Here is a 13,986-nt window from a genome sequence, read left to right on the forward strand (position 1 = left end):
ATTTGACCGTCACAAGACCAGCGTGAGGGTGGACGCAACCAGCATCAAGGCGGCAATGCCGACGAACAGCGCATAGATGCGCGGCCGATCGAGCAGCAGCGCGTTCCCGGATATCCAGGCGGACGTGGCGCCGCCAAGCGCGAAGAGGAAGCCGTTGCGGTGCCCGAAGACCATCGATGCGGCCATCAGCCCGCCGATGATCAGCGCACCGAACACGATGATCACGGCAACGGCATATCTCTCGAAATCATTGCCGCTTCCCATGCTCGGGCCGATTGCGTTCAAGGTTGGCAGGTCGTCCGGATCGAAAGGGTTCGTCGACCCATATTCGTCTTGACCGGCAGGCTCTCGCATCATTCATTCTCCGTATAGCGGCAACAAACCATCAAGCCTTGCCGAGCGCAACCCGATCGCACTCCCTTCAATGCGTTTGGTACGGTCTTCTACACCTTCTGGCGACGGCCGCCGCCGGTTTTTTGATTCGTTGCCTTTTCAGGCAATCCAAATCCAGAGCGCGTCTGCCCGATGGCGGGCGTGGGACCATCCATCCTGGAATGCATTCGTGGAGGAAAAATGATGCGCGACGTGGATTTCGCTTCGCGGGCAGCGATTTCGGTGAGCTTGACCTCGCACAGCGCCATGGCGGGGCCGAATCGCCTTGCCGCCAAGCCGATGGAGAACAGGGTCGCGCCCGATCGCGGCCCTGGACGCGTCGCATCGTCACGGGTTCATGTGGCGCGCTCCAGGCGGCCGTTCGATGCATGCCGGACCACCGCCGATCGGGGCAGCCGAGCGGCCTGCGTCAGAACTTCATGCTGAGGCTGCCCTTGATGACGCGACCTTCGCCATAGATGCAGCTGAGGTCGGCATTGCTGCCGGCCTCATAGCAAGTCGAATAGTAGGTCTTGTCGAACAGGTTGGAGACATTGAGCGCCGCCTGCCAGCCATTCTTCTTGTAGCGCAGGGCCGCGTCGACCAGCGTGTGGCCGGGCACGTCCACGGTGTTGGCATTGTCGCCGAAGCTGGCGCCGATATAGCGCACGCCGGCGCCGACACTCAGGCCCTCGAGCACGCCGCTGCCGACCTCGTAATTGGCCCACAGCGATGCCTGATGTTCCGGCACCCTGGCCGGGCGGTTGCCGATGACGGCGGCGGCATCGCTGGTTATCTCCGCGTCGAGATAGGTGTAGGCCGCCGTCATGCTGAGGCCGGAAGCCAGATCGGCGTTGGCCTCGATCTCCAGGCCACGATGGCGGACTTCTCCGGTCTGGACCTGGTAGACGGGATTGGCTGCCGCCGTCGGCACATTGGTCTTGCGCAGGTCGAACAGCGAAGCGGTGATGAAGCCGGGGAAGGGGAAGAAGGTCGGCTCGTATTTCAAGCCGACTTCGTACTGCTTGCCCAACGAAGGCAGCAGCGCGTCTCCGGACTGGGTCGGGCCGATATTGGTGGTGAAGGATTCGGCATAGCTGGCATAGGGCGTCAGGCCGTTGTCGAAGAGATAGCCGATGCCAATATTGCCGGTGAAGGCATGGTCCTTCTGATCGTAGCTGCCTGCACCGTCGAGCCGGTCGAAATTGGTGTGGTCGATCCAGGCCTGCCGGCCGCCGAGGGTCAGGACCCAATGGTCGGCGATCTTGGACTGGTTTTGTGCATAGAGACCGACCTGGCCGATCGTCTCCACGCGATCCGTAATGATGAGGCTCGGCGGCGTGACCGGGATCGAATAGTCCGGGTTTTGGGTGTCCAGCGGCGGACCCTCGCCGTAGCCGTTGCGTCCGTCGACCGACTGCCTGCTGTAGTCGAGACCGAACAGCAGCTTATTTTCGACCACGCCGATGTCAGCCTTGTATTCGGCCTGGTTGTCGACGTTGAACAGCCTTGCAGTCTCGTCCACCGTGAACAGGGTGCGCGACATCGTATGGTCGTCGATCATGTCCGGGCCGCCAAGCCACTCGCCATAGTAGAGCTGCCGGTAGTCGGTGTCCTGTTGCGAGAAGCGCAGGTTCTGCCGCACCGTCCAATGGTCGTCGAACTCATGGCTGAACTGGTAGCCGATCGAACCATGGTTGGCGTCGAAGCGGTCGAAGTCGGGCGAGCCGGTGAAGAAATTGCGCGGCAGATTGCCATACTGCGCCGGCAGAAATTGGTTCGTCGTCAGCCTGTCCCACTGGTAGTTGGCCAGGATTGTCAGCGAGGTCTGCGCATCCGGCTGCCACTTGAGCGCCGGCGCGACGAAGATGCGGTCGTTGCGGGAATAGTCGGTTTCGAGCTCGCCGTTGCGAACCAGGCCGGTCAGCCGGTAGGACCACACGCCGGCATCGTCGATCGGGCCGCCTATATCCAGCCCGGCCTCGACCGTGTTAAAGCTGCCATAGCTGAGGAAGCCGTCATAGATCGGCTTGTCCGTCGGCCGCTTGGTGACGGCATTGACCATGCCGCCAGCCTCGTTCTCGCCGTAGAGCACCGAGGATGGCCCCTTCAACACTTCGATTCGCTCCAGCCCGTAGGGCTCGATCTTGAAGCCTGAGAAATCGATCACTTTCTGCGGCAGCCCGTCGCGATAGATCGCCGACGTGCAGAGGTCGAACCCACGAATCAGGCATTGGTCGAAGCGATCGTCGACGCCCCATGGCGAGATGGTGACGCCGGCGAGATAGGACAAGGCGTCCTCAAGCTGCCCTGGCTGGCGATCGTCGAGCTGCTTGCGGGTCACCACCGAAATCGAGCGCGGAATTTCCTTCAGCGGCGTGTCGGTTTTCGAGCCGGTGGTGGGGTTTTTGGCGATGTAGCCGTCATCCGGTCCGACCGGGCTGTCGCTCTGTCCCTCGACATTGATCGGGTTGAGTTCGGTCGTGGCTTCCTGCGCAAAGGCCTGGGTGCAAAGCAGGGTCGAAAGCGATGCGACGAGAAGGGTCCGGTTTCGCCGACCCTCCGCACGATTTGCACTCGACCTCATCTCGATACCCCTCACTGGTTGCAAAGCACGCAGGGCCGTCCTGCCCTGCGCTAATTTCAAATTGTTGACTCGTTTAATCATCTTCAATGTTGACTATTAAAGTCATGTTTCATAGTCAACCAGCCATCGGCTGCCGGCAGCCAGATTTTTGTACCGCGTCGCGTTGGAGAAAACCCGTGCCTGAAATCCACGCCCTGCCGGCTTTCCGCACAGGCGCTGCGCGGTGATGGCAGCCCTTGAATCCCACAGGGCTGACCGTCTCCGCGGTCGGATCACCCGGCGCTGCGCGCTGGGGCTTTTCGTTCTGCCCTTCGCCGCAGTTGCATCGCCATCTGCCACGGCGAAACCGTTGCGCATCGTCTGCCTGGATGACGGCCTGGCCGAGACCTTGCTCATGCTAGGTGTCAGCCCGGTTGCCATTGCCGGTCGCGACATCTGGGAGACCTGGGTGGTCGAACCGCCGCTGCCGCCTGAGATCGCCGATGTCGGCACGCTGCTCGAACCCAATCTCGAATTGCTGCAGCAGCTCAGGCCCGACGTCATCCTGTCCATGCCGTATCTCGACGGCATCAAGCCGCTGCTCGAACGCGTGGCGCCGGTGACGACGATCGGGCTCTATACCGAAGCCGGACAGCCCTATCAGCGCGCGCTCGAGGCGACGCGCCAGCTTGCCGGGCTTGTCGGCAAGGAAAGCGAAGGCGAAGCGCTGATCGCGGCGACAGATGCATATCTTTCGGAAGTTCGCCGGCAACTGGTGCCGCTTTCGGCGCGGCCGATCTATGTCGTCAGCTTCATGGACCCGCGCAATGTGCGCGTCTATGGCGCAAAAAGCCTGTTTCAGGAGGTGTTCGACCGCATCGGGCTCAGCAATGCCTGGACGGCCGAGACCAATTATTGGGGGTTTTCGACCGTCGGTATCGACGGGCTGGCGACATCCAGCGACGCGCGCCTCGCCTATCTCGAACCCTTGCCCGAGGGCGCGGGCGGCACGCTGACCGAAAGCCCGGTCTGGAACGCCATGCCTTTCGTGCGCAACCGCTCGATCATGCGCCTTCCCGCCGTCCATATGTTCGGCGCCCTTCCGTCCGCCACCCGTTTTGCCCGGGTCCTGGCGTCGGCGATGACCGTGGAGGCCGCCCGTGGCTGATGATGCTGCGGCCATTGCCCAAGGGGGGAAGCATGCATCTGCCGGCCGGGCCTCCGCGTGGCGCTTTTTCAGCAATCAGCCGGTAGGCGCGATCCTGCTTTGCGCGATGCTGCTCGCGGCGGCGGCAGCGGCAACCGTCTCAAACCTCACCGTGCAGCTGTCATCGGCGCTCTGGCTCCAATCGCTCGCCGCCCCCGACATCGATGACATGCGGCAGGTGCTCGTCCACTACGCCTTCCTGCCCAGGCTTGCCGTCAGCCTTCTGTGCGGTGCGGCGCTCGGGCTTGCCGGAACCGTCCTGCAACAGGTTCTGCGCAACCCGTTGGCCTCGCCCGAAACGGTCGGCGTCTCGGCCGGCGCCTACCTGGCGCTGGCGCTGGCGACGCTTTTGTCGCCGTCCCTGCTTGCCTTCGGCCGCGAATGGGTGGCGCTGGCCGGCGCATTCATGGCTCTTGCCGCCGTCTTCGCTCTGTCCTGGCATAAGGGCCTGTCGCCGCTTTCCGTTGTGCTGGCGGGGCTTGTGGTCAGCCTCTATGCCGGAGCCATCGGTGCCGCTCTCATTGTGCTGCGGCATGAATGGCTGGCCAGCCTGTTCATCTGGGGCGCCGGTTCGCTCGGCCAGCAGGACTGGTCGACGACGCTGTGGCTTTTGCCACGCATCGGCGCAGCGGCGCTTGCGATCTTCCTCATGGTGCGGCCGCTGACCCTGCTTGGCCTCGACGACGAAGGCGCGCGCAGCCTTGGCGTGCCGCTCGGCGCCTATCGCTTCGCGGGGTTGGCGGCGGCCGTCGCCCTGATCGCCTTCGTCGTTGCCGCTGTCGGCGTCATCGGTTTCGTCGGCCTGGCCGCGGCCACCCTTGCGCGTATCGGCGGCGCCCGCCGGCTGGGCCAGCAGCTGGTGATGGCGCCGCTCATTGGCGGCGCATTGCTGTGGGCCGCCGACCAAGCTGTGCAGATCACCACCGGACCGCAAGGCGACCTGCTGCCGACTGGAGCGATCACAGCACTTCTCGGCGCGCCGCTGCTGCTCTGGCTGCTGCCGCGTCTTGCCCTTGGTTCGGAAGCCCCGGCACTCGGTTCAGAACGCCTGCCGCGCGCACGCCGGCCCGGCCTCGCGCTGGGGGCGATCGGCCTGGCTCTGCTTCTGCTGCTCGGGTTGGCCCTGCTCTATGGACCGGGTCCGCATGGCTGGACCTTCGCCTTCGGCGACGAGCTGCAGCCTTTGCTGTCGTGGCGGTGGCCTCGCGTGCTTGCCGCGCTGAGTGCCGGCGCCATGCTGGCGCTTGCCGGGCTGATGATGCAGCGGCTGACCGGCAATCCGATGGCCAGCCCCGAGGTGCTTGGCATCAGCGCCGGTGCCGCGCTCGGCATGATGGTGGCGCTGTTTGCGCTCGTCGATGCCGGACGCCCGGTTCAGACGGCGGCGGCAACCATAGGCGCCTTCGCCGCTTTGCTGGTGACTCTGGCGATCGGCCGCCGTGCCGCCTATGCGCCGGAGCGGCTGCTGCTCGCCGGCGTTGCCCTGACGGCCTTGTTCGACGCGCTGATCCTGGTGCTCACCGCCACCGGCGATCCGCGTGCCATGCTGCTGCTCAACTGGCTGACCGGTTCGACCTATGGCGTCGATGTCGGCGCCGCCCTTTTGACCGGCGGCATTGCCGTCTGCCTCTTCGCGCTCGCGCCTTTCTTCATGCGCTGGCTCGACATCCTGCCGCTCGGCTCCGCCGCCGTTCAAGGCCTGGGCATTGACCTGAAGAGGACGCGGCTTCTCGTGCTGCTGGTGGTCGCGGCACTCACCGCTGCCTCGACGCTGATCGTCGGTCCGCTGACCTTCATCGGCCTCATGGCGCCGCACCTAGCCCGTCGCCTTGGCCTCTCCCGTGCGCTGCCGCAGGCCATTGGCGCGGTGCTCGCCGGCGCGCTGATCATGGTCGCCGCCGACTGGGTGGGCCGCACCGCCATCTTCCCGCGCCAGATCCCGGCCGGTCTCGTCGCCACGCTCATCGGCGGCCCGGTGCTGATGTGGCTGCTGCGCCGCCGCTGACCGTTTTGCCCCTGGAGATATCCATGTCCAAGATATCCATGTCCAACGCGATGCCAGCCTTGATCGCCGACACGACGGTCCACGACTTTGTCCCGGCGCAGGGCGGCGCCCCCTGGCGGATATTCCTGCATGTGCCGTCCGGGCCGGTGCCCGAGGCCGGCTGGCCGGTCCTCTACATGACCGACGGTAACGCCGTCATCGGCACGGCGGTCGACGCCATGCGCGCGCAGGCCTTCTATCCCACGGGCACCAATGTCGGCTGGGGCGTCATCGTCGCCATCGGCTATCCCGTCGAGGGCGCCTATGACCCGCTGCGCCGCTCATGGGACCTCGGTCCGCCGCCGGGCAAGGCCTATCCGCCCTTCTACGAGGGCACGCCCGAAGTGCGGACCGGTGGGGCAGGGGAATTCCTTGCCTTCATCGAGGACGAGCTGAAGCCATGGGTCGCCAGTCGGGTCGCGGTCGATGCAAGCCGCCAGGCGCTTTACGGCCATTCCTTCGGTGGCCTGTTTGCGCTCTACGCCCTGTTCACGCGGCCTTCTTCCTTCCAGACCTGGATCGCGGCGAGCCCCGCCATCTATTGGGAAGACCGCGCCATCGACCGCTTTCTCGAAGCGTTCGAGGCCGCCGTGCCCGATGGCCTGACGACGACCATGATCCTGTCGGCCGGCGAATACGAGACCGACAAGCTGGCGTCGTTCCAGATTGGTGCCGAGGACGAGGAAAAGCGCCTGCAGCAGAAGAAGGTGACACGTACCGACGCATTCGCGCGAGCCATGGCGGAGCGTCTTGATGCTCTCCCGGGCGTGCGCGCAAGCTTCGAACTGCATGCCGGCGAAAACCACATGTCGATCCTGCCGGTCACCGTCAATCGTGCGGTGCAGGCGGCGTTTGCGGTGAGGGAGAAGGATACCGCCCTTTGCTGAACGCTGCAGCAAGGCGGTCGGCGCCTCGCGCTGTCATTCCTGTGAGGGGGAGGCGCTCAATCGGCGGTACGAGACGCCGCCGAAGTTTGCCGTCACAAAATCCGTGACGGACATCTTGCGCTTGCCTCCGTCGCTGCAGGCGTAAACCGGCCAACCGGCATCGCTGCATTCTCTGGCAGCGCAGATGCGCGCCAGGCAGTTCCCGATAGTCAGCCGGAAGCCGCCCTTGCCGGCGAAGCCTTGCAACAGGCTGCCGTCCGCCGAGCGCCATGTCCGCGCACGGAATTCCGCCCGCAAAAGCAGGGGTTCGAGAGGGACCGCAAGGTTGCTTTCGCCGGCACGCCCTGTGAGCTGCAGACGGAAGCGCGCCATCGCGGTCGCGTATGCGGTCACAAGATCCGCTTGGCGAAAATAGGCGGTTGCCAGGCTTGAGCGGTCAAGCAGATGAGACGTCCACTCGCCTGCCTCTACCGGCCTCAGCAAGGCAACAAAGGCAAGAAAGGCAAGAAAGACGAAGCAAGCTCGTGACATTTCCAGCAGCCATATCGATCTCGGCGTGCCGGTTTGCCCCCCGGTTGCCCTCCTATAACATCCCGCCAATCGGTGCCCGGCGCAAGCCGCTTGCTGAGGCAGTCCAGAAGGCCGCCGAGCAAAGGCGTCTGGACCCGAAGACGGTGACCCGCATCGACGAACTTATGTGGGCGATGACGGAGCGGCTTGATGCTCACCCGGGCGTGCGCGCGAGCTCCGAACTGCATGCCGGCCCCGTGGGTGCGAGGTCTGCGTCAGCCGAACGTCGATATGCCATCGCAACATAATGAAATCGGTGATTAGTTTTTTGGTTCGCTTGTCACTGCCTTTGACGAGGTGTCTATTTAAAACAGGTGGCGGGGGATGGAATGGACAATCTGATATATTTTTTGATCGAATTGCTCCGAGATAGAAGTGTTGAACTGCCTGATAAAACTGGTGGTAACGCCAGAGCGCTCGTTGCCCAGCAAACGGTCTTGTACGATGAGCTCAGATCTCTGTTTCAGGACGTGCCATTTCAGACCGAAAATGCCTCCGGAAGTGCGAGCATAAGCGATCTGGCAGACAAAGTACTTAGGGAGTGTCGTGCATTGCTGGACAATAGTCCGGCTCTTTTTGTCCAGAGTAGAGATAAATCAATAGTTAGCGGAATCTTACCGATACTTCGTGATGACGACATGCAGCAACTCCGTTCCTTTATTAAGGTGTCCATAGCAGGTAGGTCAGCAGAGCAGGCAAAACAATTTGGCATCGTTGCTGCAGCTGCTTTGATCGTGGAATCAAACGATTCGATCAAAGGCCCCCTCATAGACAGCCAAGAGTTGATCGGCAGAGATGGCTTGTCTCTGATAATTCAGATCGGGATATACAATGCTCATAAAATTGAGCAGGCAAAGGAGCCTGAGCGCGCCGCTTCCGTAAGTAATGAAATCGCTGCGCTTACGGCGAGTCTGCAGAACTATCGCGCCGAATTCGAAAAGGAACGTGCGGATCAAAGAGGGCAATTGGACGTTCTCTCCGCGGCTGGAGTCGACATCGATGAGAAGTCGCAGCAGGCAGTCGCAGCACTGGCGGGATTTCAGAATGATCTTCTGAACCATGAGAATGCAATCCGTGAGGAATGGAAGCTCGACCGGGCTCGCCTCAATTGGAACACCCGTTATTTGGAGGCACGGCGCGGGTTCCAAATTGGCTGCGTTATCTTGTTTGCCTTCCTCGCGGTGACGATGGCTGTCGCATATCTCTTTGGGCCGGCTATTGTAGCGTCTGTGAACCATTTTGACGTCGCCCTCTTCTTGAGCGGAGGATCGGTTGGCACCGCTATCGCGCATCAATTCAGCCGTCTTGTCATCTTCTCTGTTCCAATCCTTGTCTATCTGTGGATGTTGAAGGCGGTCATGCGGTATTTCATGCGATCGATGCTCCTGATGGATGACGCCAGACAGCGCGAGACGATGCTCGATACGTATTTCTTGCTCACGGAAAAGGGGCGGGCAGATGAGCGCGACAGGCCTCTCATTCTTTGGGCGTTGTTCCGGCAGACGCCTGGTCACGGCCCCGACGGTATTGAGCCACCCGATTTCACCGAGGTCATCAATGCGGGCTTCAATCGGGCCAAGGCCCCGCTGCAAGGTTGAATGAGAACAGCCGCCGAAGTCCCGGAACAAACCGTAGGCACGCAGATGCGAATGCGCTGTCGGCAGAGCTGGCGTTTTTACAACACGCCGCAATTCTTATGCGGCGCGAGCCGGCGGCAGCTCGAACAGAGTGGCGCCGTTCTCCCGGCCGCGCTCGACATAGCCGATAACGCCGAACCATCTTGCGACATCCGGCCCCTGCAGCCAACTGCGCGAGTGGATGGCGAGGTTGCCGGCAAGCGCCTGGATGTGCCGGATATGCCGCTTGCAGAAGCGGACGGTCGCAGCACGGAAGAAATCCTCCCGTGCGGCGAACAGCGTGTCGGCGGCATCGCTGTTCTCATGCCAGGCGATGATCGCGACGGCCTTGTCGTCCTCGACAAGCGCGTGCGCGCGGCCTTCCTTCAAATTCATCATCAGATTGTCGTAGGCGATCTTGCTGTCCTTGCCGGCCGCCACATATTCGTCCGACATCCGCTTGGACAGACCGCGAAAGACATCCTCCAGATCCCCAAGCGTTGCTGCGCGTGCTCTCATTTCTCCTCCTAGCGCCCCGGCAGGCAGTTTGCCCTAGGGATGAGGGGTGGCCAAGAAAATTAAATCCGCATGTAGGCAGAAGAGCGCAAACTTGTTTCGGCCAATGATGCTTGCGGTGACGTTGGCCAGCTTTTACGGCCACCCTGCTGGCCGTTACCAAGCCGCAGATATTTTGGCTGCGACGCCCGGGTGAGCCGACGCCTTGCACACAGCGCCCACGCGGCCAGATTAGCGGCCGGCCGGGGGATGCAGCCTTGTGTCGAGAGCAAAAGTTTCCTGGAGCTTCAGCGCATAGGTGTCTGCCGCTACGCTTGCCACGAAGATCAAGTTCCAGCTATGTGAAGAGACCGCACTCGGTATCGCCACCACGCGATGGCTCATCAGAAGGTCATCCCCGAATGCCTGCTGACCCGCGCTTGGTATACCAGGGCGCAGCCAGTTCGGATTGGGCACGCTTGCAGGATCAACGACATGTATAGCCGATGCATCGCTGATGACAGCGGCTGTTAACGTGTGAGGAACTGTGTCGAGGGCGCGAAAACCCTTATGTACGGCGACTTCGAGGATAGCCGTGGCGGGATCGATCGAGCAGTACACAGCTCTTACGCCTTTGCTGTTCCAGCGGCCGCCGACCCGGTAGGCACCTTCGCCACTATTCCATGTCGCGGCATGGATGGCTTGGTCAAGCCGCCACGCGATGAGTTCCGTTCCTCCGAGCGCTATTGGCAGAGGCGTCATGCATAGACGCCGTATTCAAGTCGTTCGAGATAGTCTTCGACCAGTTCCACGCCGGCGGGAGTGCCCAGAAGATCGATCGGACGGCGCTGGTCGAGACCGATCGCCGGGCGCTCCAACCATTGCTCAGCTTCCGCCTGCGTGCCGAGGACATCCGTCGCCTTCGCCAGGATCTCTGCGAATTTCCAAGTCCGTCCGCTTTGCTCTTGGCTAAGGGGCTTGGATGGAGCGTCTTTGCGGCGCTGCCAGGTTCGCAGGCTCATACCAACCGCCTTTTCGAGGGACGCCGTCTTGTCAATGAAGACCAGTTGCTCGACGAGATGGTTTAGCGCCGAGGCCGGCAGGCCACTTAGAAGCAATTCATGCGCATCAAGTGCGCTGGTCAATCGACGCGACAATATACGAGACCCGCCGAGCAGTGCCTCCACTCGTTGGAGACCGCCGTCTCTCGCTTCCGTAACGACCTTATCCGCCGTAGTCGTCATGTGCGCCTCCTGCGTCAACTGTCGCGTCAAATATGACAGTTGACGGTGGCGATTTCAAGTGGGCAGCGCGGGCGCTGCTTGAACCCAGTCCGGACCATATGACCGGGTGCGCGGCGTCGGTAGCCAGATGATTAGAATTAAGGCCGGAAAGGCGGTCGTATTTGACGTAGTGGGCAGGGTCTTAACGGCGCGCAAGACGGCTAAGCGTCCAACGATTAAGTTATTGATATTGTTTAGAAAATGGTGCCCAGAGGCGGATTCGAACCACCGACACGCGGATTTTCAGTCCGCTGCTCTACCAACTGAGCTATCTGGGCCTGTTCCGGCAAACGAAAACTCGCAGACCGGAATTCATCGAGACACCGTGGGCGCCCCTTGAAAGCGCGTGGGTTATAGCACGGGAATTCGGCCTGTCCAGCGCCTTGGTGGCGATTTCAGGCAGGAAAAGCGATGCCGTGCGGTGCCCCGGTTTCCATGCTGCTTGCAGGCCGGAATGGCGCACGGCATGGGACGATCCGGCCTTCGCCATTCTTGTCCGTGCCGCTATTGCCGGCTGACATGCCGTGGCGCTGCCTTTGGCCGGCGATCGACTCGCACCAATGCATTTGCGGCTCGGACACGCCACTGGTCGCCGCCATCTATCTGGCGCCGGTCACGCCGCGGCGAAAATCGGAGGGCGACATGCCGGCGAGCTTGCGGAACGACTTGTTGAAGGCGCTGAGCGAGCCGAAACCCGAATCCATGGCGACGCGCAGCACGTTGGCGTCCTGATGCATCAAAAGCGCCTGCGCATAGCTCAGCCGCAACAGGTTCACATACTCGTTGAGCGTCATGCCGGTGGATTTCTTGAACAGGCTCATGGCATATTTGGGATGGATGTCGGCGGCGGCCGCGATGTTCACGCAATCGATGTCGTAGAGGAAGTTTTCGGCGATGAAATCGCACATGCGACCGACATTGCGCGACGACTGCTGATCGAACGGGCTGCCTGTTTCCTGGCCGGTCGGGGTTGCGGATACCAGCCGGTAAGGCTCGAACCGGACCCGCTCCAGCCGCAGCAGCAATTCGTTGACGGCATGTTCGGCCTTGGCCTGGTCGCCGGACCGGGCGTAGCGGTTCCAGCGCTCGAAATTATGGTTGTCGGACTGGTCGGTGGCTGATGTCACCAGCGTCGCGCCCGTCATCAGCCGGTGCCTTATGTCAGTGGGCAGGTGCAGCCGGAAGAAATGCACCAGCGGCAGATGCGCTCCGGCATAGATGGCGTCGTCGGACAAATCGTCCATCTGGTGTGGCAGGCCACCCCAGAACAGGCACATCTCGCCGGCCGAAAGCGAAATCTCGTGGTCGTTCATGCGGTAATGCACGCTGCCGCGCACGATGAAATTAACCTCGACCTGGGCGTGCCAATGCGGCTTGAGCATCACCAGCGGATTGGTGTGAAACATCTGCAGGAGCAGCGGCAGGCCTTCCACGCTGCTGGCGCCAGGCTGGTAAAACGGCCGTTCCGACATCTTACTTTCCGCCAATTTCATATTCCCTTTGACGGCGACAGGCCTTGCCCACTGCATAGTCTAGCCACGCTCACAGTGAGAGAGCAAATGAAATGGGAGGATTTCAATGCGCATCACAATGACCTGCGCCGCGCTCGCGCTTGCCCTGGGCTCAGCCCCGGCCTTCGCGCAATCCGGCGAAATCACCATCTGGAGCTGGAATGTCGCGGCTTCATCGCTGAAGGCGACCATTGCCGGCTTCAACAAGCAATTTCCCGACGTCAAGGTCACGGTCCAGGATCTCGGCAACCAGCCGACTTACGACAAGTCGATCGCCGGCTGCGCCGCCGGCGGCGTAGGCCTGCCCGACATCGTCACCGTCGAGAACGGTGAGGCCGAAAATTACTGGAGCCAGTTCCCCGACTGCTTCGTCGACCTGCATACGCTCGGCTACACAGCCGACGACCAGAAAAAATTCCCTGATTTCAAGCGCACCGAGCTGGAGGTGGGCGACAAGGCCTACGCGATGCCGTGGGATTCCGGCCCGGTGGCCGCCTTTTATCGCCGCGACTTCTATGAAAAGGCCGGCGTCGATCCGGCTTCGATCAAGACCTGGGATGATTTCATAGCCGCGGGCAAGAAGATCCAGGCCGCCAACCCAGGCGTCTCGATGACCAATGCCGATTTCAACGGCGACTCGGAATTCTTCCGCATGATCTCCAACGAACAGGGCTGCGCCTATTTTTCCGAGGACGGACAATCGATCACGGTCAACCAGCCCAAATGCGTCGATGCCATGACCAAGGTCAAGGAGATGAAGGACGCCGGCATCATCTCGTCGGCCGACTGGGGCACCAAGATCACCAACAATACCGCCGGCACGGTCGCTACCCAGGTCTATGGCGGCTGGTATGAAGGCACTATTCGCACCGAATCTGCCGGTGAAAACGGCAAATGGGGCGTCTATCTGATGCCGAGTCTCACCGCCGACGGGCCTCGCGCCGCCAATCTCGGCGGGTCTTCCCTGGCCATCACATCCGCGTCCAAGAACAAGGAGGCTGCCTACGCCTATCTGAAATACACGCTGGGAACCAATGAAGGCCAGATCACGATGCTGAAGGAGTTCGGCTTGGTGCCGTCCCTGATCTCGGCACTCGACGATCCCTATGTCGCGCAAGGCCTGCCTTACTGGGGCGGCCAGGCGGTATGGAAGGACATTCTCGGTACCTTGCCGAAGGTTGTTCCGAGCCGCGGCACGCAGTTCCAGAGCGACGCCGAAATCATCGTCCGCGCCGTGCAGACCAAGTATCTGGCCGGTGGCTATCCGGACGCCAAGGCGGCGCTCGACGACGCTGCAAGCCAGATCGCGGCGGCGACCGGACTGCCCGTCAAATCTTGATCTGGACGAGATGGTCCCGGACGGCATGATGCTGCCTGGGACCATTCCCGAACGCGCCCGGCGTTTCAGCGGGCGCGCCACCCCTTGAACCCGGGA

13 protein-coding genes and 1 tRNA gene are annotated in these 13,986 nt (G+C 62.0%); 5 read left to right on the top strand and 9 right to left on the bottom strand.

The features are described from left to right. Positions 1-9: 9 nt before the first annotated feature. The 3 genes from EOA16_RS07690 to EOA16_RS07700 form a co-directional block, all read right to left on the bottom strand. Complete coding sequence (locus EOA16_RS07690) at positions 10-357, bottom strand: hypothetical protein (protein WP_032808338.1); 348 nt, start codon at positions 355-357, stop codon at positions 10-12. An 86-nt stretch (positions 358-443) separates the two neighbouring features. Next, entirely contained in the window at positions 444-641 is a 198-nt protein-coding gene (locus tag EOA16_RS07695; RefSeq protein WP_127256844.1) for a hypothetical protein, read from the bottom strand. 161 nt (positions 642-802) lie between these two features. After that, positions 803-2,959, bottom strand: a complete 2,157-nt coding sequence (locus EOA16_RS07700) for a TonB-dependent siderophore receptor (protein ID WP_164754148.1) — start codon at positions 2,957-2,959, stop codon at positions 803-805. A 349-nt stretch (positions 2,960-3,308) separates the two neighbouring features. On the opposite strand from EOA16_RS07700, the gene EOA16_RS07705 reads away from it, so the two are divergent. From EOA16_RS07705 to EOA16_RS07715, 3 genes are read left to right on the top strand one after another with little or no spacing between them, the layout of a single operon-like run. Next, entirely contained in the window at positions 3,309-4,106 is a 798-nt protein-coding gene (locus EOA16_RS07705) for an ABC transporter substrate-binding protein (protein WP_245455875.1), read from the top strand. Beyond that, a complete protein-coding gene (gene fhuB / locus EOA16_RS07710) occupies positions 4,099-6,150 on the top strand; it encodes a Fe(3+)-hydroxamate ABC transporter permease FhuB (protein ID WP_127256848.1) in 2,052 nt (683 codons plus the stop codon). Before EOA16_RS07705 ends, fhuB begins: the two co-directional genes overlap by 8 nt. 23 nt (positions 6,151-6,173) lie before the next feature. Then, positions 6,174-7,076: an alpha/beta hydrolase-fold protein gene (locus tag EOA16_RS07715; protein WP_127256850.1), complete on the top strand. Its 903-nt coding sequence runs from the start codon at positions 6,174-6,176 to the stop codon at positions 7,074-7,076. A gap of 33 nt (positions 7,077-7,109) precedes the next feature. Here EOA16_RS07715 and EOA16_RS07720 read toward each other — a convergent pair whose 3' ends face one another. Then, entirely contained in the window at positions 7,110-7,448 is a 339-nt protein-coding gene (locus EOA16_RS07720) for a hypothetical protein (protein ID WP_127256852.1), read from the bottom strand. 527 nt (positions 7,449-7,975) lie between these two features. Here EOA16_RS07720 and EOA16_RS07725 point away from each other — a divergent pair. After that, a complete protein-coding gene (locus tag EOA16_RS07725) occupies positions 7,976-9,244 on the top strand; it encodes a DUF6161 domain-containing protein (RefSeq protein ID WP_127256854.1) in 1,269 nt (422 codons plus the stop codon). Positions 9,245-9,340: 96 nt separating this feature from the next. Here EOA16_RS07725 and EOA16_RS07730 read toward each other — a convergent pair whose 3' ends face one another. The 5 genes from EOA16_RS07730 to EOA16_RS07750 all read right to left on the bottom strand — a co-directional run bounded on the left by EOA16_RS07730 (position 9,341) and on the right by EOA16_RS07750 (position 12,533). Then, positions 9,341-9,781, bottom strand: a complete 441-nt coding sequence (locus EOA16_RS07730) for a hypothetical protein (RefSeq protein ID WP_127256856.1) — start codon at positions 9,779-9,781, stop codon at positions 9,341-9,343. Between the two features lie 228 nt (positions 9,782-10,009). Further along, complete coding sequence (locus EOA16_RS07735; RefSeq protein WP_127256857.1) at positions 10,010-10,519, bottom strand: RES domain-containing protein; 510 nt, start codon at positions 10,517-10,519, stop codon at positions 10,010-10,012. Further along, a complete protein-coding gene (locus tag EOA16_RS07740; RefSeq protein WP_127256859.1) occupies positions 10,516-11,001 on the bottom strand; it encodes an antitoxin Xre/MbcA/ParS toxin-binding domain-containing protein in 486 nt (161 codons plus the stop codon). The genes EOA16_RS07735 and EOA16_RS07740 overlap by 4 nt, the downstream gene beginning before the upstream one ends. A gap of 241 nt (positions 11,002-11,242) precedes the next feature. Next, positions 11,243-11,318 (bottom strand) — tRNA-Phe (locus EOA16_RS07745). A 321-nt stretch (positions 11,319-11,639) separates the two neighbouring features. Beyond that, positions 11,640-12,533 (bottom strand): helix-turn-helix domain-containing protein, encoded by an 894-nt coding sequence (locus tag EOA16_RS07750; RefSeq protein ID WP_206517315.1) that lies wholly within the window; start codon positions 12,531-12,533, stop codon positions 11,640-11,642. Positions 12,534-12,618: 85 nt separating this feature from the next. Here EOA16_RS07750 and EOA16_RS07755 point away from each other — a divergent pair, with 85 nt between their 5' ends. Beyond that, positions 12,619-13,890: an extracellular solute-binding protein gene (locus EOA16_RS07755; RefSeq protein WP_127256863.1), complete on the top strand. Its 1,272-nt coding sequence runs from the start codon at positions 12,619-12,621 to the stop codon at positions 13,888-13,890. Positions 13,891-13,986 lie beyond the last annotated feature (96 nt).

Source organism: Mesorhizobium sp. M7A.F.Ca.US.008.03.1.1, from assembly GCF_003997495.1.
In the GTDB taxonomy this organism is placed as follows: domain Bacteria; phylum Pseudomonadota; class Alphaproteobacteria; order Rhizobiales; family Rhizobiaceae; genus Mesorhizobium.